This is a genomic window from Nostoc sp. FACHB-133 (assembly GCF_014698055.1).
In the GTDB taxonomy this organism is placed as follows: domain Bacteria; phylum Cyanobacteriota; class Cyanobacteriia; order Cyanobacteriales; family Nostocaceae; genus Nostoc.
On sequence record NZ_JACJSH010000037.1, the window covers coordinates 16,882 to 38,579 of the forward strand.

Annotated in this window: 27 protein-coding genes; 17 read left to right on the top strand and 10 right to left on the bottom strand. The window is 42.1% G+C overall.

All coding sequences use genetic code 11. The annotated features are described in order from the left end of the window. Positions 1-536: 536 nt before the first annotated feature. The 8 genes from H6G86_RS38885 (at position 537) to dpdD (ending at position 6,172) form a co-directional block, all read left to right on the top strand. Positions 537-839: a DUF4365 domain-containing protein gene (locus tag H6G86_RS38885; protein ID WP_256874785.1), complete on the top strand. Its 303-nt coding sequence runs from the start codon at positions 537-539 to the stop codon at positions 837-839. 236 nt (positions 840-1,075) lie between these two features. After that, on the top strand, positions 1,076-1,435 hold the full coding sequence (locus tag H6G86_RS24935) for a hypothetical protein (protein ID WP_179076776.1): 360 nt from the start codon (positions 1,076-1,078) through the stop codon (positions 1,433-1,435). Between the two features lie 62 nt (positions 1,436-1,497). Further along, positions 1,498-1,842 carry a hypothetical protein gene (locus tag H6G86_RS24940; protein ID WP_190936584.1) on the top strand — a complete coding sequence of 115 codons (345 nt, stop codon included), beginning with the start codon at positions 1,498-1,500 and terminating at the stop codon, positions 1,840-1,842. Positions 1,843-1,844: 2 nt separating this feature from the next. Then, positions 1,845-2,312, top strand: a complete 468-nt coding sequence (locus H6G86_RS24945) for a hypothetical protein (RefSeq protein WP_179076774.1) — start codon at positions 1,845-1,847, stop codon at positions 2,310-2,312. 285 nt (positions 2,313-2,597) lie between these two features. Continuing rightward, positions 2,598-2,867: a hypothetical protein gene (locus tag H6G86_RS24950; RefSeq protein ID WP_104900801.1), complete on the top strand. Its 270-nt coding sequence runs from the start codon at positions 2,598-2,600 to the stop codon at positions 2,865-2,867. Beyond that, a complete protein-coding gene (locus H6G86_RS24955) occupies positions 2,837-3,283 on the top strand; it encodes an HNH endonuclease (RefSeq protein ID WP_179076773.1) in 447 nt (148 codons plus the stop codon). The genes H6G86_RS24950 and H6G86_RS24955 overlap by 31 nt, the downstream gene beginning before the upstream one ends. A gap of 6 nt (positions 3,284-3,289) precedes the next feature. Continuing rightward, on the top strand, positions 3,290-3,805 hold the full coding sequence (dpdK, locus tag H6G86_RS24960; protein ID WP_104900803.1) for a phospholipase D-like domain-containing protein DpdK: 516 nt from the start codon (positions 3,290-3,292) through the stop codon (positions 3,803-3,805). Between the two features lie 93 nt (positions 3,806-3,898). Further along, positions 3,899-6,172: a protein DpdD gene (gene dpdD, locus H6G86_RS24965; RefSeq protein ID WP_190936585.1), complete on the top strand. Its 2,274-nt coding sequence runs from the start codon at positions 3,899-3,901 to the stop codon at positions 6,170-6,172. Positions 6,173-6,417: 245 nt separating this feature from the next. On the opposite strand, the gene H6G86_RS24970 is transcribed toward dpdD, so the two are convergent. The 3 genes from H6G86_RS24970 to H6G86_RS24980 all read right to left on the bottom strand — a co-directional run bounded on the left by H6G86_RS24970 (position 6,418) and on the right by H6G86_RS24980 (position 8,156). Next, positions 6,418-7,020, bottom strand: a complete 603-nt coding sequence (locus H6G86_RS24970) for a hypothetical protein (protein ID WP_179076771.1) — start codon at positions 7,018-7,020, stop codon at positions 6,418-6,420. Between the two features lie 414 nt (positions 7,021-7,434). Then, positions 7,435-7,719 carry a hypothetical protein gene (locus H6G86_RS24975; RefSeq protein ID WP_190936586.1) on the bottom strand — a complete coding sequence of 95 codons (285 nt, stop codon included), beginning with the start codon at positions 7,717-7,719 and terminating at the stop codon, positions 7,435-7,437. A gap of 32 nt (positions 7,720-7,751) precedes the next feature. Next, on the bottom strand, positions 7,752-8,156 hold the full coding sequence (locus tag H6G86_RS24980; protein WP_179076769.1) for a hypothetical protein: 405 nt from the start codon (positions 8,154-8,156) through the stop codon (positions 7,752-7,754). 37 nt (positions 8,157-8,193) lie between these two features. Here H6G86_RS24980 and H6G86_RS24985 point away from each other — a divergent pair, with 37 nt between their 5' ends. From H6G86_RS24985 to H6G86_RS25005, 6 genes are all read left to right on the top strand, one after another. After that, positions 8,194-9,000, top strand: coding sequence for a class I SAM-dependent methyltransferase (locus H6G86_RS24985; RefSeq protein WP_179076768.1), 807 nt, complete (start codon positions 8,194-8,196; stop codon positions 8,998-9,000). Positions 9,001-9,186: 186 nt separating this feature from the next. After that, on the top strand, positions 9,187-9,672 hold the full coding sequence (locus tag H6G86_RS24990) for a GIY-YIG nuclease family protein (RefSeq protein ID WP_179076866.1): 486 nt from the start codon (positions 9,187-9,189) through the stop codon (positions 9,670-9,672). A 25-nt stretch (positions 9,673-9,697) separates the two neighbouring features. Beyond that, the gene (locus H6G86_RS24995; RefSeq protein WP_094347023.1) at positions 9,698-9,901 is read left to right on the top strand and encodes a hypothetical protein; all 204 of its coding nucleotides are present in this window, start codon (positions 9,698-9,700) and stop codon (positions 9,899-9,901) included. Between the two features lie 343 nt (positions 9,902-10,244). Further along, on the top strand, positions 10,245-10,697 hold the full coding sequence (locus tag H6G86_RS25000; RefSeq protein ID WP_190936587.1) for an Hsp20/alpha crystallin family protein: 453 nt from the start codon (positions 10,245-10,247) through the stop codon (positions 10,695-10,697). Positions 10,698-10,777: 80 nt separating this feature from the next. Beyond that, positions 10,778-10,906 carry a hypothetical protein gene (locus tag H6G86_RS39650; RefSeq protein ID WP_277883663.1) on the top strand — a complete coding sequence of 43 codons (129 nt, stop codon included), beginning with the start codon at positions 10,778-10,780 and terminating at the stop codon, positions 10,904-10,906. A gap of 105 nt (positions 10,907-11,011) precedes the next feature. Beyond that, on the top strand, positions 11,012-12,139 hold the full coding sequence (locus H6G86_RS25005) for a hypothetical protein (RefSeq protein ID WP_190936588.1): 1,128 nt from the start codon (positions 11,012-11,014) through the stop codon (positions 12,137-12,139). Positions 12,140-12,272: 133 nt separating this feature from the next. Here the strand turns inward: H6G86_RS25005 and H6G86_RS25010 are convergent, their stop codons facing one another. From H6G86_RS25010 to H6G86_RS25020, 3 genes are all read right to left on the bottom strand, one after another. Beyond that, positions 12,273-12,509 (bottom strand): hypothetical protein, encoded by a 237-nt coding sequence (locus H6G86_RS25010; RefSeq protein ID WP_190936589.1) that lies wholly within the window; start codon positions 12,507-12,509, stop codon positions 12,273-12,275. Positions 12,510-12,538: 29 nt separating this feature from the next. Further along, positions 12,539-13,237 carry a pentapeptide repeat-containing protein gene (locus tag H6G86_RS25015; protein ID WP_190936590.1) on the bottom strand — a complete coding sequence of 233 codons (699 nt, stop codon included), beginning with the start codon at positions 13,235-13,237 and terminating at the stop codon, positions 12,539-12,541. A 184-nt stretch (positions 13,238-13,421) separates the two neighbouring features. Further along, complete coding sequence (locus H6G86_RS25020) at positions 13,422-13,700, bottom strand: hypothetical protein (protein WP_206758445.1); 279 nt, start codon at positions 13,698-13,700, stop codon at positions 13,422-13,424. A gap of 61 nt (positions 13,701-13,761) precedes the next feature. Between H6G86_RS25020 and H6G86_RS25025 the strand changes: the two genes are divergently transcribed. Continuing rightward, on the top strand, positions 13,762-14,400 hold the full coding sequence (locus H6G86_RS25025; protein ID WP_190936592.1) for a MarC family protein: 639 nt from the start codon (positions 13,762-13,764) through the stop codon (positions 14,398-14,400). Between the two features lie 186 nt (positions 14,401-14,586). Here the strand turns inward: H6G86_RS25025 and H6G86_RS25030 are convergent, their stop codons facing one another. After that, positions 14,587-16,623, bottom strand: coding sequence for a 3'-5' exonuclease (locus tag H6G86_RS25030; protein WP_313931447.1), 2,037 nt, complete (start codon positions 16,621-16,623; stop codon positions 14,587-14,589). A 179-nt stretch (positions 16,624-16,802) separates the two neighbouring features. On the opposite strand from H6G86_RS25030, the gene H6G86_RS25035 reads away from it, so the two are divergent. Then, positions 16,803-17,555 carry a fatty acid desaturase gene (locus tag H6G86_RS25035; protein ID WP_190936593.1) on the top strand — a complete coding sequence of 251 codons (753 nt, stop codon included), beginning with the start codon at positions 16,803-16,805 and terminating at the stop codon, positions 17,553-17,555. Between the two features lie 88 nt (positions 17,556-17,643). Here H6G86_RS25035 and H6G86_RS25040 read toward each other — a convergent pair whose 3' ends face one another. The 3 genes from H6G86_RS25040 to H6G86_RS25050 form a co-directional block, all read right to left on the bottom strand. Continuing rightward, complete coding sequence (locus H6G86_RS25040) at positions 17,644-19,731, bottom strand: pentapeptide repeat-containing protein (RefSeq protein WP_190936594.1); 2,088 nt, start codon at positions 19,729-19,731, stop codon at positions 17,644-17,646. Between the two features lie 178 nt (positions 19,732-19,909). Further along, positions 19,910-20,431 carry a hypothetical protein gene (locus H6G86_RS25045; protein WP_190936595.1) on the bottom strand — a complete coding sequence of 174 codons (522 nt, stop codon included), beginning with the start codon at positions 20,429-20,431 and terminating at the stop codon, positions 19,910-19,912. Positions 20,432-20,541: 110 nt separating this feature from the next. Next, positions 20,542-20,790 carry a helix-turn-helix domain-containing protein gene (locus H6G86_RS25050; protein ID WP_190936596.1) on the bottom strand — a complete coding sequence of 83 codons (249 nt, stop codon included), beginning with the start codon at positions 20,788-20,790 and terminating at the stop codon, positions 20,542-20,544. A gap of 273 nt (positions 20,791-21,063) precedes the next feature. Between H6G86_RS25050 and H6G86_RS25055 the strand changes: the two genes are divergently transcribed. Next, entirely contained in the window at positions 21,064-21,672 is a 609-nt protein-coding gene (locus H6G86_RS25055; RefSeq protein ID WP_190936597.1) for a hypothetical protein, read from the top strand. The last annotated feature ends 26 nt before the right edge of the window (positions 21,673-21,698 follow it).

Here is a 21,698-nt window from a genome sequence, read left to right on the forward strand (position 1 = left end):
TTTTAACTCATGATATGCTTCAGGAATGAGTATCCAGTTTATAGTTCACTTTTAATATTCGAGTTTTTTTACTAATAATGATTATCGTGTATAGGGGATAAAAAGACTGATAAAAGAGACGTTTGTATCAATCCTTCGGCTTGATTATCATTATTATTCAGCTACGAGTTGAGTAGGCGATCGCTCTGTTGTTGGGCGATCGCTTGTTCAATGAAATATTTTATTTTTACTCAAATATCTATTAAAATAAAAGTTTTGAACCATACAATGGGTATTTGAATCATATTTTGGATTGAAAGTTTAAGTTAGAACAATTTTGTCAGGGATTTTTTGTGCAAGTTTTGTTCAATTGTGTTTTTTCAACTCATTCTCTAGTTATGATTCATAATTTCAACTCTCACTCATGATTTGATTCAAAGTTTTAATTTGTGATTAGCGCGAAAGCCTGAATTTTCGTTAACTCTTTTCTAATTTATGGATCAAAATTTTTCTCACATTATCAAAGCATAATTAACCAACAAAAAGAACAATTTAGCATTAGCTATATTAGAGCGATCGCTGCCGTTGCAGGTTATTCTTTATATAGACCAGAAGTTGATAACGATAGCGTAGATTTAGGAATAGTCAGTAGAGGTGGTACAGGTAAAATCTTTTCCCCTAGACTAGAAGTACAACTAAAATGTACATCTAGAGGTATTCTGGATGAAAACTATATTAAATATCCCCTCAATCTCACCTATCAGGAGCGTTTACCAATTCGCGGCACAGGTGATTTAGTCAAACAAGATAATCATTTTATCCTGAAAAATCCTCAAAATTTGCAAATTGAGAAAATCTAAATTCAGCCTATCAATATTTTTAGGTTTTTTCTAGATGAGTTTTGATTTTAAGAGTTGTGCAATGCCTTTTCTGTGAAACGCTACGTGAATGAAGGGCGTAATTTCGGGAGTTACAATTAGTAGCGTAAAAGATACTTTGCCATGACTAAATTCAAGTGTAATTACTGAAGTGTTCTTACTAATAGTTAAGTTAACTTTTTGTTAGCCAACATCTACTTTTATAAGAATTAACCAGAATGTTAACTTTTTCAATTGGTGAAGTAAAAAATGCACTATCTAAAGCTCTTGAGTCTTTGCCTGATTTTCATCAAATGAATCCTTTTCAAAAAGGAAAAGTTATTGATTTAACCTTTAAATCAGTTTTGAAGGATTTAATGAATCAGTTTAAAATGAAGCCAGGTATAGATTATGTAGATAATTTGGGTGAGAATGAGCCTGCAACTGATTTTGTAGCTTTATCTCAAAAGGCAGATCAACTAATTACAGGTTTGATGGAAGGAAAGATTATTGCAATAGATGGGTATGTTGCCAAAAGTAAGTTAGGCAAAGAATATGAAGTAAAAGCGCATTTTCGCAGCAATCCGAAAGTAGCTTAAATCTTCTACTCACCGTCTCAAAATAAATGCTTTAACAATAATAAAATTCGGCTATTCACAATATGGAATCAAAATTTTTTGAAACTGGTAACTATATATATGAATGCAAAACTTCTCCTACCAATATGGAAGGTGATTTTGATACAGGTTATTTAAAACAATCAATTAAAAAACTTAGACAACGTTGGGATAGAGGAAATCTTCCAAGCGGCTACCGTTATGTATTTCCAGTTAATTATATTAATGTTGAAAGTATTAACATCCTCCAAAATTTGCAAAATGATTATCCAAGTGTAGATATAAAATATTATGACTGTGAACACGTTCAAAAACTTTTGATAAATTTAGAAAAAGTTGGTAATTTACAGTCATTGTTTGATTATATCAAGCAAGCAAGAGGTAAATAAAAGTGTCTCAAGACTTATATTTTTATAAACAAAAAATACTGACAGATAGTGCCACTAAAATTCTTTCAGAAGAAGAAATCTATGAAGCGATTAAGGCATCATTAGCAAAACGAAATTTAGATAATGAAACTTCTGTGCGAGAGCAACTATTTCAAGAAGTTGAACTAAAGTCAGTTGAAATAAGTGCTTATTCTCCAGAAATTGAGACTTTATTAGAGAAAGATATTAAGTTTATAAATCCACAATCAAGATTTTTCATGATGAATGAAAATATGTGGAATGCTATTAAAGGTTATATTATTTCTCGCTATATCAAAACAGATAATAGCATAAAAATAGATCCTGAAAACAGTAATAACATTGACCAGCTAATAAAAAAGCTGAAGCAGCTCAATCCTGAAATAAGCGATGATTATTCAAATTTAAATAAATTATATAACAAAAAAATGCTATTTGTTAATATTCAATAGTCAGAGTAACTTATATCTGTTGTTTACTTACAATGTCCTCCCACTTAAGCATCTACTAAACCCTGACTTATTGCAAACAATCTTCGTCGCTTAACTCAGCAACCGCAGTCAGTGCGTATGGCTCGGTTTTCCCTGGATATCTATTTAGTATGCTCGTTATCGATAACATCGGCAAAAGTTCCTATACGTAGAATTATCTGGAAATTATTCGATCGCACCCACCCACACCGTTATAATCATTGATTAATTGAGGCACAATAGAACCAAAGGCACTGTGAACACACAATGACTACTCAATTGATGGTTCAACCCTCATCCTTAATGTCTTCTGGTATCAGGATGAGCGAATTCGGTGATATTTATCTTTTTAAATTTACCGATGAGCTACAGTCTCGCTTTGAAGAACTGTTGCAGAAGAAAAAAGCTGATGCGCTCACTCCTGAAGAAGAAGCTGAATATGTAGGCATTTCCGAACTTGAGCGAATATTTACCTTGATTAACGCTCAACTAGCAGCCAAAAGTAAATGGTGTCCGAACAAACTCGAAGACTTGTAAGAAAACGAGCTGAATATCTCTGCGAATACTGTCACTCTCCAGAATACTTGAGTCCAGACCGTTTTACCATTGACCATATCATGCCGCAGTCTTTGAGTGGCTCTGATGAATTGGATAATTTGGCATTAGCTTGTCATCGCTGTAATGAGCGTCACTATAATTTTACAGTAGGTACTGATCCCAACACTCAAAAACAAGTCCCTCTATTTCATCCCCGTCAGCAACAATGGTCTGAGCATTTTATTTGGACAAAAGACGGGACAAAAATTGTCGGTACAACTTCTACAGGGAGAGCTACTAGCCATCGTTTTGACTTCAATGATGAACGTCGGGATGAGCCTTCGATTCAAGTTGCTCGTCGTTTTTGGGTAGAAGCGGGTTGGCATCCGCCCCAGTTAGATCCACGTCAAGAATAAGAAGAAATGTCATCCCGCTATATTCACTCACGCCTAAGTTCCCGCCAAATCCCTGACTTACTCCAAACAATCTTCGTCGCCGAACTTATCACCCCCAGCCAATGCGTGTGGCTTGTTTCTCCGTGGATATCTGACATCCCCGTTATCGATAACACCGCCAACACCTTCCTATGCTTAGAACCTTCATGGAGTCGTTCCCGCATTCGCCTCTCCCAAGTCCTCGCCACTCTAGCTGAACGGGGAACGACTGTACACATTGCTACCCGTCCCGACTCTCATAACCACAGATTTATTGAACAAATCAAAGGCAAAACTGACTATCAGGATGTTCCTGTGCGATTCCACATTACCGAAGAACTCCACGCAAAAGGTATCCTGGGAGATGGGTATTATCTTGCAGGTTCGATGAACTTCACCTACAACGGTATTACAGTCAATGAGGAAGTTGTAACTTATGAAACATCCCCAGAAGCGATCGCTGAACAACAGTTGATTTTTACTAACCGATGGGGAGGGGCGTAATGCTATTTTGGATTATTTAATTTTTATCCTGTAAAAATTTGAGTACTTTTTATTACACATCCTACTATATTAACTATGTGATATTCAAAAGCGATGACTAATGCCAGCAATGCAGATATCCGCCACTTCCTAGAGCAGTTTTTTGGCACTGACAACAAATTTGACCTTGGCAAGATTGAACGTGGCGAAGGAAAACAAGCCAAAATCCGTCCTTGGGTCGAGTTGTTGACCAAAGGCGAACCTCAGCCAACAATTCTTCCCTGCTGGCGTTCCGAGAGTGTAGATTGGTACGGCATCGCCCTTTCGGAACGCCAATTACGCCGTTTGAGTGAAGAATTAATGGCGTTTGTTGGCCCCACATATTCGACATTTCGCGGACAAAGAGCGCAACTAAACCCCCAAGACCCTATAGAATTAGCAATTTACGAATTTACTGGAGGCGCTGCGGTCAAACTGTGCGGACAAGCGACGGATGTTTGGGAAGCACTAGAGCAGATGCGCCGAGTGAGTGAGAGACGGGTGAAACGGGTCGCAGATATTCCCCGTCCCACAGGTCGCGTACTGCGGGACTTTTATATGGCATTGCAAGCAGGCGATCGCATTGCTGCGGAAAACTCACTACAATACCTTGTAGACCAGCATCGTCTGGATGCGCTGAATCTGCTGTTTCTGCGGGTGCAACTCTTAGCAGAACTAGAGCAATGGAATGAGTTGCTTACCCTCCCGGAACTAGGCAATCTTTTACAGGTTCGCCGCCCCTTCGCCGTTACCCAAGCTCTGCTGAAGGCAGTATACTGCACTGAACTACAACATTTTGAGGACAATAACGCCCCAGGCAGTGCTGTAGCCTATTTCCAAGAAGTAGTTTTCCCCCGTTACAACAATCTTTTTGCTGTCCGTGCAGGTAGTAAAATCCCGGAAGTATTGAAATTATTTATGCTGCTGGCGGTGGGTGGAGAACCAACGAAACCTGCACTTCGAGACGAACTGCTGGCAATTGGGGAAGTTGAAGAAACTCACCGCAGCTATTTGCAAAGGTTAGCTGCACTGCTAAAAGATTCTACCCCGAACAGCGAAGGCGACCCCCTGCAACAAGCCGAACAGCTATCCAAAAATGGAGACTTTGATCAAGCTTTTTCATTGCTTTGTAATGCTACGTCGTCGAAAGAGAAAGTTCGCTTGCTCCTTCAATGCGCCTACGAGTTGCAAACTTTGGCGGTGGAAAAAGCTGTATTGCAAGCCTTTGACGAGTTGACTGCTGACGAGCAAACAGCCTTGCTAAAGGTACGTTGGAACCAAGATTTTCTTACTCAACTGCGGGGAAGCCAAAAAGGTACAACAAAAGACACCCCAACAGCTTTATCTGTCCCAACGAATTGGTTGGAGTGGTTATCGCAACTTGATAAAAAGCCAACCTGGGAACGAGCGTTATACACTGCACGCCAGGGTTCTGCCGAGTGGGATGTCACTAGCTTGCTGATGCAACCACAGGCGGTGGCAGAATTTGACGAATTGTTAAGTAAAGTAGGCTCAACATCTGAGTCTATCCTGCACGATGCGCTTCCTTACTTGCTAGGATTTTTTCAGAAAGATGAGCAATTTCCCCGTAGCGAGTTCGAGAGCCTTTATTACTCATTGCTAGAACTGCTAGTCCTGAGTACAGAGGGTGGGGATGTTGATTTGGTTTTGTTCAATGATTTAGCGATCGCTATTTTAACTTTGGGAGTTAATACAGCAAAATATACAGAGATTGTAGACTATGCTTTGGAGCTTTGGGACAGGTTCGCCTCACCCAAAAAAGTTGATTGGATGCTTGACTTAATTGATGTACTAATATCATATCCTTGCCCAGTCCTAGAAAAGCGCGAACAACTTCTATTTGCTACGGCTGAAACTCTACGCCGTTTTACAGAACGTATTGATGAAGTGCAAAGGGGAATCTTTCGCGCTTTGGTAAAAGATTTACACTTAGGAGAATCGTTTCCAGATTTGCTTGACGAACCAGCGAGTTTAGTCGAGCAAAATCTGGAAGTTGAGGTGAATATTTTCCAAAAACTCAAGAGTAAATCTGTTCTTATTTACACTCTCACAGAAACCGCAGCAATCAGAGTAAAAAGTATTTTAGAAGCAGCTTGTAAAGAAGTGACAGTTTATCTCAGTCATGACAAGGGAGGTAATGATAGGCTGCGTCAGTGGGTGAGAAATTCTGACATTGTTGTGATGGTGACGGCTAGTGCTAAACACGCAGCCACAGGTTTTATTGAAGCGAATCGTCCATCGCATCTTGCGCCGATTCTTTTGGTTAACAGTAAAGGTAGTGCAAGTATGCTGCGTGCGATTAGCTTATATCTTGCACCAGGCGACTAGAAGTCGCACGCCAGGTGCTTCAAGTCGGCGGAGCCGCCCAACGCACTGGCTTGGCTACACAGGCAAAACCCGCCTGCGCGGGTTTTGAACCTTGATTTTCCGTTAGTCTTCACAATACCAGGCGGACTTCGTTTCTTCGTTTATATAGCCGCGATTTATAATCGCTAAGGCTAGGTGCAAGATGTGAGTTAGGGAATATTTGGCATGTTCAAGCTAATAGACTAGGGGCGATCGCAAGAGCGCCGTTAACTTGCCGGATGATATAACCCCGTATTTTCGTTAAATTCCCACCCCATACCTGATCTATCCTTGCCCTTGCACCATGCCACAAAAAGCGGTGGATGCAGATTAATTCGCTGTTCACGTATAGTTTCTACATTTACACCAAGTCTTGAAGCTAAACCTTCTTCCGTTAATGGTTGGATTCGCGGAGTATGCCCTTGATAGGATGAATTGTTATAGTACGATTTCTTCTGCCGCCTTGGTTGGTTGTTGAGATGATTTTGAATTTTAATAATCGCCTCGGTAAACTGTGTCATTCGGGCTGTCATCCCCTCAATTTTTTGTTCTAAATCGGCGAGATTATGGATTGCTCCAGTTTCGTTGCTATTAGATTCACCGAAGTTCTGTGATTCCAGCTTATCCAGTCGTTCGCAAATAGCTAATATCGTTTGGGAAGTAGGGTTGGCGCTTCTACTGTTACTGTCCAACGCCAGTATTAATTCATCCAAAGAGTGAAGCAACTCGCTTGTTCGTCCTTGTCGGTGCAGCTGGGATAACTCCCTAACTGCTGGAATCAGGGGAGTGGGTATGCGGATCATCTCGCTGGGTTTGTTCTCGTCAGACATAGTGATATCGCAATTGATAGCAACAGCTATCGATATCAAGTAGATAGCAATGCTATCAACATATCAGGGATTGGTGATTCAAGCACAAACCCGTTCGGGAATTGTCCGCCGTGTTTTGGGTCTTTCGCCCTAGAAGGGATCTTGCTACTTTTGTGCAGGCTTTTGGAATTATTAACGAATAGTGCCGGCATATCCACGGCGCTGTCGTAGAATATAAAAGCTTCCTGAAACTGCACTTCAGTTTTATCTACTGAGTCAAAAATATTGCACCAGTATAACTACCCGAACATCATTATTAATGACTTGCTAAAGGGCGATCGCTCTGGGGATATGTGGTCGGGTGTGGGGCGGGGTTAAGTTGACTATATTTTCTTAACTAGACATAACTAAGTATAGTTGCGGTTACTAATCATACTAAAACAGGTTAGAACAGTTACATACATTACTGAAACTTATGTTTAAGCAGCTAGTTTCGCTTTCAATACTAGTGTCTTTGCCCTTGTTGGCATAGCTAGCAGGGTTACTGGGGTCTTTCTTGTTCTCCATACCGAATTTCGCGTTATGACTGATTATTTCGTCTTTGTGTTGCTCAATCCAGTCACGCACCAGCAAGCCATTACAGCCAGATAAATCTCTCAGGGCTTGGTTAGTCACAGCCAAGCGATCGCCGTCCCCAGTCGCCACAGTATCGTTATACAAACAGATTGCCTGATAAGACCTACGAATTTTTTCTATACCTGCCCCCGGCGCTTTGCTCCCCCATACCTCATCATCAGTCTTGGCTTGCCAGTCAATCTCTTCCTTGATGGTGCAATCTTGGCAGGTGTGGCAGTGGTAGCAGGTGCTATTGCTATGCCTTGAGTTACCTTGTTCACCACCTCAATAATTTTCTTTTCTAGCCAAGAATCTAACTCAGTGACATTCAGAGTAACTGTTTGGGCTTGCTGTGCTGTGGTTTCCATAGCTGCTTTCTCCTGTTGTAATTGTTTGTTGGCTATATCTAATTGGTTATTGACTTGCTCTAACTGGTTATTACTTTGGCGTAACTGCTTAACTTCCGCCTCTAGTTGAGCAGTTACGCGCTGTGCTGACTGTAATTGCTTTGCAGCATCCAAACGGTCAGATGAGCTATACAATTACCGAAGTCTGAAAGTTGTAGTATGGGGGATAAAAATGGCACAAGATGACCGCTATACACTTGCCACAGGGGAGTTAGGCGCACATCGGCTTTCAATCCTCAACATCATCCACAAGCCCTATACAGAATTCTTATTCCGGCAAGTTGGACTTGAGCCAGGAATGTTAGTAGCTGACATTGGTTGCGGAACTGGTAATGTTTCTAACTGGCTGGCCCAACAGGTTGGTTCTGGCGGCTCTGTTTTTGGTGTAGATATGAGTGCCGCACAGCTAGAAAAGGCGCAGCAGAATGCAGAGGCTCAGGGTTTAAGCAATATAAAATTTACCCTTGGCAATGCCTACGATATAGGATTACCTAAAGAATCTTTTGACTTGGTTTACTGCCGCTTTTTGCTAATGCACTTAACTCGTCCTACTGATGCACTCGACCAAATGCGATCGCTTCTTAAGCCTGGTGGATTAATGGTGTGCGAGGAAGCAGACTTTAGCTGTGCCTTTTGTGATCCGCCATCCCCGGCTTATGAGCGTTGTTTTGAACTTTTCTTAGCTATCAGCGACATTCGCGGTCAGCATTTTCGTCTTGGAACCACGCTATACCGAGTTTTTCAGGATGTTGGGTTGGTTGCACCGTCCGTTTCTTTGGTGCAACCCGTTGTAGTGCGCTATAACGCCAAACGCCTAGTCGATTTATCATTATTTGAGGCAGTTGATGCTTTCATTGAAGCTGGACTGACAACACAAGAAGAGATTGACCAGACGATTGCCCAAATAAGGGCATTGGCTGCTGACGAAACAACAATATTTTGCATCCCTCGCGTCACGCAGGTTTGGGCGCAAAAATAAGTTTATTGTTCCGTTTCCGGTTTCAAAACATGCGAATCGCTTAAACCCGTTAACAAGTTTACTCAATTCAGTTTTGGGGGATAATCAGCAAGTCGCCACGCTCCCGTAATACCCTTGGAACCCAATCAACTAAACCTATTTCCAGAAGTGAAACCCACACCAGCACGTAGAGCAGAGGCGCTGGTGATGAGTGCTGATGCCTTGCTGAGGTGGAAAGCGCAGATTTTGGACTATCAGCAACGGGTGAGGGAAACCAAGCCAGTGCAGCAGGCGACATTATTTGACCTAGCTCCAGTGCATTGTGACCCAGAGACGATAGATCCGTTTACGCTGCATTTACAACCAATGGCTTTTTACCGGATGCCAGATGATTTTGGTCAAGCAGCTTTGTATTTTGTGATTGATAGTGCTGCTTCCCTATTACTTTATATTGGCGAAACCTGTCGTAGTAACAAACGCTGGCGTGGGACTCATGGCTGTAAAGATTACATCAGCAGTTACCAAGACTTACATTATCGCTATCAGATAGAGACGGCAGTTAATATTGGTTTTTGGTGGGATGCTCCAGTTGAACAACGCGCACGGCAGGCGCTAGAGTTGAGCCTGATTCAAAAGTGGCGATCGCCGTTCAACAAGGAAAATTGGGAGCGGTGGGGGCAGCCGTTTAAGTAGGGTGTTTCGTGGTGATTAAATTAAAATGTCTGATAATTTACCTTTTCAAAATCCTGACCAACTACAGCAATGGCATCAGGGTATAAAAGATGCCAACCGTAATAATATTTTCTGTCATTGTCGTGCTTGCGATTATGAGTGGATGGATTCAGCATTTGATGTTACTTGTATTCAATGCAGTAGCAAAGATGTAGAAAGTATTTCATCTTGGCAGTTTCCCGATGACTAAATCGAAATGCTTATTGAAGAGTGCGATGGCGAAGCGAGTAAAGCGAGTGTCATATTTGTTTTGGAAATATAAGCAACGCCTGACTGCACTATCCACTTCAACAGCAGAATAGTTAGTTGATTATTATATTGGTATTAATAGTTATTATTAGGGTTTACCGAACCTAAAAATTGGAGTAAACCGTAATCTTTTTTACTGCTTAATTTTGTGCGGTAATCATCAATTTATTAGGTGATGAGAACCGAATTTACAGGAGTTTTAACCATACTTATTATAAATACATAAGCACACAACCAAGTGCAAAAACGATTAAACAGAAGCTGAATTTTTCCGAGAAAGAGTTATGGCACTAGTTCGTTACAACCCCTGGCAAGAATTGAACGCTTTTGAACGTCACATTAATGGCTTACTTGGAGATACCAGAGTACCATCTAGATTGTTTGACAGAGACTTTATCAAAGTTCCGGCTGCTGAACTACAAGAAACTGATGATGCTATTCATTTGAAGCTAGAACTGCCAGGACTTGAAGCTAAAGACTTAGATATTCAAGTCACCGAAGATGCTGTTCACATTAGTGGTGAGCGCAAGTCCCAAACTCAAACCGAAAACAATGGCACTACAAAAAGTGAATTCTACTATGGTAAATTCCAACGTGTAATTCCTCTATCTGCTCGGATTCAAAATACCAATGTCACCGCAGATTATAAAGACGGCATTTTGAATCTGACACTGCCAAAAACTGAGCAAGAAAAGAACAAAGTTGTCAAGGTGAATTTGGAACAACCTGCTGCATAATGTGAAACTACTCTACCTCCAATAATTGATTGAGATAGCTAAGAGCTTGGTTCTGAGATGACCAAGCTTTTTTGTATGCGATGTCTATGACGGGCTGCGACGCTCTAAGCGTTGGCGCAGCCTCTCGTAGAGAAGCCATGCCGCAGGCTTTACGCTACGCTATCGGTGTCGCTCTTAGCCGCTATCCTCTATACCTGATAATTACTTGATAGTTGCTTGTTGATAAATAAGCCCATTAATTTATATAGAAAATTCTTGAAATTGAAGATTTAGTAAATTTACTGTATTTTAATTCAGTAGCAGAGGGAATCATCATGCACAACCATATCTCGCGCCGTGCGTTCTTCATTGGCGCGGTGAGAGCGGGAGTTACCGGACTCGCCGCCACGTCCCTCTCAAGAACTGGAGTTCTCGGCAGCATAGCCGTTGCACAAAGCCAACCTCGCCTGCGGCTCAACCTGCCGCCCTACCCATTCTTCGACAACCTTCGGACTGTCATGACCGAAGATATAGACCTCCTCGACCAACTCGTGAGCGCCTATGCACGCACAACCCCACTTGGAGGTCACGATCCGATCGACTTTCTCTCACGCTACGTCCCGGTGTACGTGTTCGAGCAGACACTCCGACCGTCCGAACCCGGCGACCCGTCGCTTTCGACGTTGCTGTGGCTGATGCACCTTGCCGGGTATTTTGGCGGCGTGTGGTTGCGCGACGCTTTCATCCGCTTTCCGGTGCCAGGTTCGCCGAATCCACGACCCGGATTTTTGCCGAACGCCAATAGCTTTAACGCGATTGTGACGCGCATTAACGCCGCGCTCACAGCATTCAACGGCAACGATGCCGGAGCGATTGCTTATGCTGAGGGGAGTCTTCGGGGCGCGCAGCTCCAGGGACTCACTGACAGCTACGGGTATAACGCGGGCTACCTCGACCAGATTCTCACTGGTTCAAAGCCGACGAACGCAATGGCTCCTGTAGGCTACTTCATCTACAATCCAACCTTGCTCTTTGAAGGCACCTATGCTGTCGAGGAGATCCGCCCGCTCGACAACTGGCGCAGACACGCCGAGCAAGCCGCAAGTCGGCCGGGCAGTCGCTATGCTGAGATTGTCAACGGTGTCGGTGGTGCCGACTCACTCCTGGCAATCCAGTCGTCCGGGGTTGCGCGGGGCAAGGCAACGTGGCAGCCCCAGAACGTGTTCCTCGCGATCGCTAACTACGACCAGCCCACGTATGACCTGCTCCTCGTGACCAGCGCGTACTTCTTGCAGTGCATACAGGCTACTGGGCTGGCGGCGCTTGCAGCATCGGCAGTTGGTAACGCAGACTGGGCGCGGGCCGCCGTGCGATCAAACGCGATGATCGTGCCGTATGGAGGCAGCTACAGCGTTGGCCTCTTTGACAACACTGGTCAACTGCCGACGTTCACGATGGTCTGACGGCTGATTGGTCGCTGTGGCCTGCGGCCTCCGAGGTTCGTCAGTATCCATCACGCTTGGGGGGTAAGATCGCTCCTATCTTTTTCTCGCTTGAATGAGGGGCGATGTCTACTTTAAGGGGCTGCGCCTACGCTCATATTCCAACAGAACCATCGCAAGTATCCTCCCACACTGCCATGAACTCTTGCCACTCCTCGTCTGTCTGGAGTGGTTTGTCTTTAGTCAGCCCCACTACTCGCGCTAGCTTCCTGGCTTGGTCTAAGCTCTCACCAAGCTCAACCAACTGGTGTTCTAAGTTGGGGTCGTAGCCTTGGGCTAGTAGCTGGGCATATTCGGTATCGGTTATGTCGAGGTTGTGAATGTTGGTCATGGTTGGGGGACGATCGCTTGAAGGTGTGATTATTGTTTAGCAAAAGCCAAGTCACTTTCAATTAACTTGGCACCTGTTAGATTAGCCCCACTCAAATTACATTCGTAAAAATTTGCCCCTCTTAGGTCTGCTAGTGCTAGATTAGCGAGAGTTAAATCTGCACCAGTGAGGTTAACTTCACTTAAGTTAGCACTACTTAGGTTAGCCCTTTGAAGTGAAGCTTGTTGCAGGTCTGCCCCGCTTAGGTTTGTCCTCATTAGGTATGCCTTACTGAGGTCGGCTCCACTTAAATTAGCAAGGCTAAGGTCTGCTGCTGTTAAATCAGCATAACTTAGATTGGCTTGACTTAAATCTGCCCAACTCAACTGAGCATAACTTAGATTAATTTCACTCAGTTTCGCTGATGCAAGTACTGCACACCTCAAATTAGCATTAACAAAATTTCTTTCTCCGATTGCATAACGGCGTAAAATTTCATCAGTTGTTACTCTGCCTAAAACAGCTTTTGATGCGCCTTGATAACACCATGTAGTTTCTAATAGCTTGGCAGCAGTGTTAACAGCTACTTCATCACCGGAAGCTATGATTACACCATTGCAGCCATCCCACTCACCGTTAAGCATCAGGGCAATCTCACTAGCGGCAGCAATTGAGCCAAATAGTAAAACAGAGTATTTTTGCTGCGGTTTTAACCAGTTATTCCAAACAATCGAGATGATATTTTTCATTTCTATAAGTTTTGGCACTTTCAGACTATTCTGGCTAATAACAATCAGACTGGTGTGTGTAACAACCGACTATTATTGTACGGGCTTAACGAACGCTTGCTAAAAGTTATCTCTTGAAATGGTGGAGGTATTTGACCAGACTGCCATCAATGCTTTTCACTTCTCCTTTAATAAAAAGTTGAAGTTACGATGCCACATTCATAGGTTTTGGCAATTTGGCATCACAAGTCTCTGAATTGCGGTTTAAATGAGATATCGACAGAATAGACACAAATCGCCAGTTGTTGACCCAACGCTGTAGAAGAACAAGAGCAACCAACCCACAGCGCTCGGTCATCGCTTCGCTACAACTGGCTAGTAATGTACTAGAAAATACATAGTAAATGTGCGTAGGCACAGCCCGTCGTAGACATCGCATCGGTGGTTCTTGGAGTTTTTCGTGAAAGCAGTAAAGTGGGTACAACCGCACCCCCACTGTCTGCTAAACTCTGCTTCTAGGAAACCCGGATATCCAAATATTGATAATGTCGTTAATTCCAAATACATTAGCAACCTTCATGGCTGTTTTCCCAATCGCCAATCCAATCGGTGCAGTTCCGGTTTTTTACAGCTTAACAGCGATGGAAACATCATCTGGACGACATCGGCAGGCGATACAAACTGCCATAAATGTAGTCTTAGTTTTAGCTGTGTTTTTACTAACTGGCAGGTGGATTCTAGAATTTTTTGGAATCTCATTAAATGTGCTACGACTGGCAGGGGGATTACTTGTTGCTCATACAGCGTGGGAAATGGTTACAGTCCGTCAACGACTAACTCCATCAGAAAATGATGAGGCTCTAGATAAAGAAGATATTTCTTTTACACCAATGGCAGTGCCATTAATCAGTGGGCCTGGAGCAATTGGGGTAGTAACGAGTTTATCGATTAGCTTTAAGCATTGGGTAGACTATCTTGAGTCTTTAGCGGGAATTGTTTTAATAGGTATAAGCCTTTATCTGTGCCTGGCCTTAGGTGAACCACTTATTAAGAAGTTAGGAAAAAATGGTGTGGGAGCCTTAAATCGAGTTTTTGGTTTTTTCATCCTAGCAATTGGTGTGCGGTTTATTGCCGATGGCTCTATTTCCTTGTTGAAAGAAGCGTTCCATATTCAAATAAAATAATCTTTAACTATAATGCTATAAAATACTGGACAGAATTATTGAAAATCAAACCGCCACATACCCTTATCTTGGTTGAATTGCTTATTTTTAGGCTTGAGCGCGATTGGTAAATTACGCATCCTTAACTTTTCCTCTCTTGATGGGGAGAGCGATCGCTTTTCTCGCTTGAATGAAGGATAAACACAATCAAATTACTGCCACTTTACCTAATGCTGTCTCCAAACGACTGGTGAATTGTGAAGAGCGATCGCAAGTCAGAATCAACTGCTCAATGGCCCGTGTCATCGCCACATACAATAGTCGTGCTTCTTCTTCTGGTGTAGCGTGTCCGTACTGGTCAGGCATAAAACCAATACCAGGAATAAGCACCACTGGGAACTCTAGCCCTTTGCTGGAGTACATGGTTATGAGTTTGATGCTTTGTTCGTCCGGGTTATAGTTGCGGCTCTCACTATTGGCATTTACCCACTCTATTGGGATTTGGGCTTGTTGGAAGTCCTTGTAGATGCGATCGCCCATAAAGTTGGAGCGATAGATAATTGCTATTTCGTTCCAGGGGATATCTCTCTCGTGTAATTGTTGCACTCGCCCTGCTAGGTAATCTACCTCGTGTTTAAAACTGGGTAAACGGATGAGGTCTGGTTTGGGGCCTTGCCGTCCTGCACTAGCAGGTTCTACCAATATTTGTTGGTCATCATCCTGGGTTTCGGTGGGTTGCATTACTTCTTTAGCAAATTCATAGGCTACCCCCAATACTTGAGCCGTGTTGCGGTAGTTGAGTTTAAAAATGGTGGTGCGTCCCTGTGCCTGGATGCCTACACTCTTGAAGCTAAATTTCTTAGTGCGTTGTTCACCGTAGAGGTTTTGGGCATCGTCGTAGAGGATAAGCAAAGAATTGGTTTCGGGGTTGACCATCTGGGCAATCAACTTTAACCACTCTGGTTTAAAGTCGTGGCCCTCGTCTAGCATCACCGCGCCATAAGTGCCAGCCGGTATCAACTGGGCATCGACAGCAGCAATAACTCGGTTAACCAATTCTTCTATATAAGCTTCACCTTGATACTCTCTAGAATCTGGTCTGGGGATGTCATATTTTTTGAGTAAATCCATACACCACCCATGAAAATGTCGTACCTTAATGCGACTGACTCGGTTTTGGTCTTGGATAGTCTGCCGGAGTTTGGCAGCAAGAGAGACATTGAAGCACAGCACCAAAATTGGTTTATTACTGACTTGTGCAAGGTGTTGACAACGGTAGGCTAAAATCATCGTTTTGCCGGAACCAGCTACACCATGAATTACCCGATGTCCATCACCTAGACTCCGTGCCAGCTGCTCTTGCTGCAAGTCCATAATCTTGAGAATGTCGGGGATTTGCAACTGCGGTTCTTCTTCAGTATCGGCGGTGTCTGGTTCAAATTTGGTATTAATCCACAACTCTGGGAACAGATGCCAACGGATTCTATCTATTTGACTGCTGGTGAGTGTCTTGCCAAATTGATATGCCGATAAATCCCAAAGTCGCTGCTGAAATTCGCCTACATCTGTGCTTGGTCGCATTTCATCTTTGCAGATAACCAAGTGTTCCTCAAATACTGCTGGTAGTTCACTGTTGTTAAAATCTTTGCGGGTGATGTTGGTGAACACGACCCCATAACCGTAGGGCATAACCAGCTTGCCTTGATATTTACCTTCTTGCTGCACCAGAGCAGGGTCTTTTTCTAGCATCTTGTTCACTACTAGGGCATAATCTCTTGCCTGTTGTAGTGGATGCTTGACTTCTTTTATCCCATCCTCAGTAATTATGGTGACTGTGGAGGGGTTGATATTTTGAATAGTGTCTAACTTCCAGTCTTTGACTTCAAGGATGAACAAGCCCCGGCTGGGGTGCAGCACGATGAAGTCTGGATGCAATTGCTTTTTACCTACTGGCACGTCATACCAAAGTAAATAATCATTCTCTAATTTTTCCTCTAAGCGCTGCGCTAATCTCCTCTCGCCGGGGGTCATTTTCATTGAGCAGCTATTGAATGAGGGAATTAGAGTAGCCATAGATGGTAGATGTTTATATGGGTTTTTAAGGGGGGCGATTGCTCCTACTGTTAGTCTTCCCTTAATAATGGGTGCGATCGCCTGCGACGGGCTACGCCTGGGGTTTCCTCTAAGAATTGGGGTGATCGCACCCGCTACTGTTTTTTCTTCGCTTGAATGAAGTGCGATCACTAATAATAACCCATGTCAAACCGCACTTCCTTTGCAAAACAATCGCGATCGCCCCATTTTTAGCCATTTCTGCGTTGGTGCTGACTGATTTATCCTTCTCTATTGCAAATGTACGTAGCACTGCTACCAAATCAAACTGAGTTATTACAGTAAAATAAGGGGAGTTATTAAACTAAAATATGATCGTAAAAATTACAGAACGACTCCACCGAATAATAGATTTATATTTTGGTATTTTCAGTGCCTCAATTATTCTTAGTTTGTGGTTGATTACTTTTATATGGTTTTGCTCTGTTGATATCTCTAAAATGCCACTTTTTATCATTATAATAATTTTATTATTCCGGGTATTTTTACATACTGGAGTATTCATTGTAGCTCATGATGCTGCTCATGGAGTAGTGCTTCCTCAGCATCATAAACTTAACCATGTGATAGGTTATTTAGCTATTTATATTTACGCACTTTTGCCTTACAAACAATTTGTAGAAAAACATTGGATGCACCACCGCTATCCGGCTAGTTCAAATGATCCTGATTACCATGATGGTCACAATAAAAATGTGGTTTATTGGTATATCAAATTTATGCGCGGCTATTTGGATTGGAAACAGAATCTAGTATTACTAGTTTGGATGAGTGTAATTTTTCATGGTATCAGATTAGGTTTACACGTACCTGGAATTAATTTAATAATGTTTTGGGTACTGCCATTATTGTTAAGTTCAATGCAAATGTTTTACTTTGGCACTTACTTGCCGCATAGAGAACCTAAAGAAGGTTACACAAATATTCATCATGCTAACAGCAACAACTTTTCAGTTTTCTGGTCATTACTGACTTCTTATCACTTTGGTTATCATTGGGAACATCACGAGTATCCTGATTTGCCGTGGTTTAAGCTACCATCTGCAAGAAATGCCGCAGATTAAGAGAATATAAATTAAGCTGAAGGTTGTTACTAAACAATGGTAAGTAACAGATACATTAAAAAGTAGTTTATTTTACTTCTTCCTTTCCTTAATCTTCTGCCTCTACTTCCTGCCAGCCTTTGATAGCACCAACAATAAAAGCACCTGCTGGGTTATCAATAGCCTTTTCAAATGCAGCCAAACCACCCTCCTTAACAGCATTTATTACTCGTTTTTTCAATAATGGGTTGCTTTCAATGCAGTTTACAACTTCTGCCGCTACTACCATTTTCTGTGGTGTAGTGGTGGTAGGGTAAGTTTGCTCTAATTGTTTTAGTAATAGCTGAATCTCGGCAGCAGCTTGGGCAAGGCTCTGCGGTTGTCCAGCAGCGTAGTAATTACCTTGGATATAATCGCGTTCAATGCGCTCGTTATAGTTGCCGCCACCTGTGTTGATATTGCGATTGCCAGTCATTGTTGTATCTCCTTGAACTACTTTATTGTTATCGCCTTGCACATTTCTGATATGGCCACCAACTGAACCACCAACTGAAAATCCACCAGGGTTACTAGTCATAGTACTTACCTGTCCTACTTGAGTATTTGAATAAAAGTTAGGACGCTCTAGCGCCGTCATTATCATATTCTCTAATCTGCGAATTTGATTATCTTTTTCTGCTAACAGCAATTTAATTTCTCCCTCTGGTAAACCCTTAAGCTGATTATAAGTGTCAAAATATTCTGCACTCAGTTCAGATTTGTCAGCCGTAGCTGCGGTTTTAGCACGAAGTAAAAAATTATCTTCACCTCGTACTTCCATGCCGACAATTCGCAAATCAGCATCAGGGTGATTCTCTGCTAACTGCTTGAGTGAAATTGCGATCGCCCTTGGGTCAACACCTTGGTTATGGTAAAGGTCAAGGGTATCAAAAATTGGCTTGATAAAATCACCAAACTCCCCATCTGCAAAAACCTCTTTGTTATTATCAGGTTTGCGAAGGGGTTCAGGGTTTTGTTTTGTAGGGAGTCGCATATAAACGTATTCACATCTCACCCCATCAAATTTGGTGTCAGTTGTAATGCCCCAGTCTTGAATGTATGCCCCGGTGAGAGTAGCCCTTGTTAAATCAGTTCCAGTAAGTTGAGTCTGTACTAATTTTGCTCTGGATAAATCTGCATTTTGTAAGTTGGCTTGGCTCAGATCAGCACCAATAAAACTGGCATCTACTAAATTAGCTCCTTGAAAATTGACCCCCCGTAAGTCTTCACGTTCAAAGTTTGTTTCTGGTTTTTGACCTGTCACCAGAACTTGACGCACTTGTGCATTTTGTAAGTAAGTTGTGCCTGGGCAAACACGGTCAAGTTTTATAGTTTTGTTGAAACAGGTACGAATCAAATTAGCTTGTCTAAAATCTGTACTTTTAAGTGTAGCAGCCGTGAAATTAGCATCTGTTAAGTTGGCGTTGCGAAATTTAGTACCTTTTATAATTGTTAAATATATAGCTATTTTCTTAATTAATATATGTTTCTGCTGTTGGCTAAAAGAAAACCAACCAGTAAAAGCAGATAAACCTGCTACTATTGCCATAAAAATTTCAGCAACAGAGGAAGAAATCATTCCAGCCATTATTACCCCCATACTTATAATTATAAGTATAATTACATTTAAATAAGACTCAAAAGCCGCTCTTGCTACAGCACCTGCTAAAGCGCCTAATAGTACACTAAATGCTATTATGACGATAGCTATCAATACAGCTGCTGATCCTTTAATACCACCTATGCCAACTGCTAAAAGCAGATCCACTGCTGTAACTATTGCCAAAGTCCAGAGACCAGCTACTTCACCTTTGGTTATATTGATCAAAGAAAAAATTACATAGCCTATTAATGTAAGCAATGTCAGCCAGAGAGCTATGTGATTTGTTGCTTCAAGATTCAAAAAAAATTCAATAGCCCTATAAGCCAGTCCTGAAAATAATCCAGACCCTGCTGATAACAGGACTGACAATATCATTAAGATAATAATCCAATGGTCTTCCGTTCCTGCTTTTGCATAACTGAAGTTTGCACCTGTCAAATCAGCATGGCTAAAGTTTGTCCCTCTAATATCAGCATGGCTAAAGTTTGCACCCTCAAGGTTTTGATCTTTGAAAGAACGCCCTCTGAGATTTTGATTAGAAAAGTCCAGGCTCATGCAAGATTTCCTTTATAAATCTGGAGGTTTAACTTAATTGACTGTGATCGCATCTTTAACTTTTCCTCTAAGAATGAAGGGTGATAAGCCTAACGGCATAGCTTTTACTTACCGCATTTTAGATAGAGCCTCAATTTATATTCCCTATCCTGGGGTTCGCATACATAGACTTCATCAACTAAGCTTGAATTTGGGTTTGAGGCTGTCTTGTTTGTGTGTTGATGGGTGCATTTAGTTTGCGGGATAATGCCAGCACATTCATAGCAAACTGTTGATAAAGTTCTGGAGACTTATTCATGAAAACAACTATTGCATTGCGATGACTGTAAATTGCTAAATATCGACGTTTATTGTTTATTGCATATAGAATAATGCCAGCACCGGCAAGCAGTAGAATTAAACCTAAGACAAAAGATTGATTTACTAATTGACCCAAAGCTGAAAAAGCTAGAAATCCTCCAAGACCCAATAATGCATAAATAGGGGCTTCTAATGTTTCTGCTGAATCAATATTTTGAATGCGTATCCAAGTCTCTCTCTTTTCTAACCCAGTTTTTGTTGTTCCTTGAAGAGTATCACCTGTAACTTTGACAATAATTGTTCCTCTTGCTGGTACTAAGACATTTCCCCAGATTTGGGCAGGAGCGCCTGTAATTTCCGTGACTTGCTGAGTAGTTCTCATGTTTGTATTACCGTTCATTAGATGCCTCACCTGATGTTTAAAATTGCAATCAACAGTTGGATATAAAAACTAGAACAAGTGGGCTATTGGAGCTATACTTACCGCTCACATCAAAACTGAGCCAGAAACTAATTTGGCAAATACTTCGCTAATAAATCTTGACCCTGAGCGCCCATCTCATCAAGCTTCTGCTCAATAAGCTTCATCGCCATCGGCGACGGCGTTGAGCGTCCATTTTCCCAACGATTAATTGTTGTATATGTAACGCCTAAAGTGGCTGCAAATTGTTCTTGCGTAAGCCCGAAGGCAAGCCGCAAATCATGAATGATCCGCCCCACCTCTGGCTGGTTGATAGCCAAGGGTTTTTTGATAGCCATTTAACTTCTAAACTTGACCTACTAGTTTAAGTAGCCGATGCTATATTATTTGTTACATATTAACCGTGCAAAATCTCAATAGACTTCAGTGCATCTCCGTAAACTCTATTTTTAGAGTAAAATTTTTTGCTTGAATAAAGGGAATTTTTTAAGTGATGTTGAACTTGAATTCAAGCGAGGAAAGTTACTAAGAGAGTGCGATCGCCCCCAGGATATTCTTAGAGGAAGTGCGATTCGCTCAGAGTGACCATTAGGAAGACAACGCAGATAAAAATGGATACAACAGTTATTTCTGCCTTGATAGGTGCTGTAGTTGCACTTATTGTCGCAATAATTACAGCAATAATTACAGTTCGTGGCTGGCAAGAGGAGAACCGTCGTTTAATCAAACAGCAGCAACGGGAATCACAATTAGAACATTTAAAACGCCAAATTGAAGAGTTATATGGCCCGTTATGGGGTCTAGTTCAGCAATCGCAGATTATATATGATGTTGCAGTACGCGTTTTACCTTCAGAAAATGGCAAGGTGAGGCAGGACTGGTTTGAAAAAAATGATGATAGACATTGGAAAGTCTGGCGGTTTTTTGCTGAAACATACTTTCAACCGCTTCATTCTCAAAAGGCTGAGTTAATCAACACAAAAAGTTATCTTTTAGAATCCGGTCACTTACCAGAAAGCTTTGACCAGTTTTTAAAGCACGAGGCTCAGAGTGGATGCTTATATCGCTTATGGAAAGAGCAAGACGTTTCTACTCAAGGCAATCCCGATCTGAAATTTCCTGCCGAATTTAACCAGGATGTTAAAACTTCTTTAGACGATTTAAAAATGCAATATGAGACTTTACTAAGATATGAGCAAGGTAAAAAAGTTTCTCGATAAGTATTATTTAAGCAAAAGCGATCGCC

Bases quoted from the DNA above. Each gene is read 5' to 3' on its own strand.
- H6G86_RS24935 (WP_179076776.1), top strand. From the start codon at position 1,076: ATGTTAACTTTTTCAATTGGTGAAGTAAAAAATGCACTATCTAAAGCT.
- H6G86_RS24940 (WP_190936584.1), top strand. From the start codon at position 1,498: ATGGAATCAAAATTTTTTGAAACTGGTAACTATATATATGAATGCAAA.
- H6G86_RS24950 (WP_104900801.1), top strand. From the start codon at position 2,598: ATGACTACTCAATTGATGGTTCAACCCTCATCCTTAATGTCTTCTGGT.
- H6G86_RS24955 (WP_179076773.1), top strand. From the start codon at position 2,837: ATGGTGTCCGAACAAACTCGAAGACTTGTAAGAAAACGAGCTGAATAT.
- dpdK (WP_104900803.1), top strand. From the start codon at position 3,290: ATGTCATCCCGCTATATTCACTCACGCCTAAGTTCCCGCCAAATCCCT.
- dpdD (WP_190936585.1), top strand. From the start codon at position 3,899: ATGACTAATGCCAGCAATGCAGATATCCGCCACTTCCTAGAGCAGTTT.
- H6G86_RS24970 (WP_179076771.1), bottom strand. From the start codon at position 7,020: ATGTCTGACGAGAACAAACCCAGCGAGATGATCCGCATACCCACTCCC.
- H6G86_RS24985 (WP_179076768.1), top strand. From the start codon at position 8,194: ATGGCACAAGATGACCGCTATACACTTGCCACAGGGGAGTTAGGCGCA.
- H6G86_RS24990 (WP_179076866.1), top strand. From the start codon at position 9,187: ATGAGTGCTGATGCCTTGCTGAGGTGGAAAGCGCAGATTTTGGACTAT.
- H6G86_RS24995 (WP_094347023.1), top strand. From the start codon at position 9,698: ATGTCTGATAATTTACCTTTTCAAAATCCTGACCAACTACAGCAATGG.
- H6G86_RS25000 (WP_190936587.1), top strand. From the start codon at position 10,245: ATGGCACTAGTTCGTTACAACCCCTGGCAAGAATTGAACGCTTTTGAA.
- H6G86_RS39650 (WP_277883663.1), top strand. From the start codon at position 10,778: ATGTCTATGACGGGCTGCGACGCTCTAAGCGTTGGCGCAGCCTCTCGT.
- H6G86_RS25005 (WP_190936588.1), top strand. From the start codon at position 11,012: ATGCACAACCATATCTCGCGCCGTGCGTTCTTCATTGGCGCGGTGAGA.
- H6G86_RS25010 (WP_190936589.1), bottom strand. From the start codon at position 12,509: ATGACCAACATTCACAACCTCGACATAACCGATACCGAATATGCCCAG.
- H6G86_RS25015 (WP_190936590.1), bottom strand. From the start codon at position 13,237: ATGAAAAATATCATCTCGATTGTTTGGAATAACTGGTTAAAACCGCAG.
- H6G86_RS25025 (WP_190936592.1), top strand. From the start codon at position 13,762: ATGTCGTTAATTCCAAATACATTAGCAACCTTCATGGCTGTTTTCCCA.
- H6G86_RS25035 (WP_190936593.1), top strand. From the start codon at position 16,803: ATGATCGTAAAAATTACAGAACGACTCCACCGAATAATAGATTTATAT.
- H6G86_RS25040 (WP_190936594.1), bottom strand. From the start codon at position 19,731: ATGAGCCTGGACTTTTCTAATCAAAATCTCAGAGGGCGTTCTTTCAAA.
- H6G86_RS25045 (WP_190936595.1), bottom strand. From the start codon at position 20,431: ATGAACGGTAATACAAACATGAGAACTACTCAGCAAGTCACGGAAATT.
- H6G86_RS25050 (WP_190936596.1), bottom strand. From the start codon at position 20,790: ATGGCTATCAAAAAACCCTTGGCTATCAACCAGCCAGAGGTGGGGCGG.
- H6G86_RS25055 (WP_190936597.1), top strand. From the start codon at position 21,064: ATGGATACAACAGTTATTTCTGCCTTGATAGGTGCTGTAGTTGCACTT.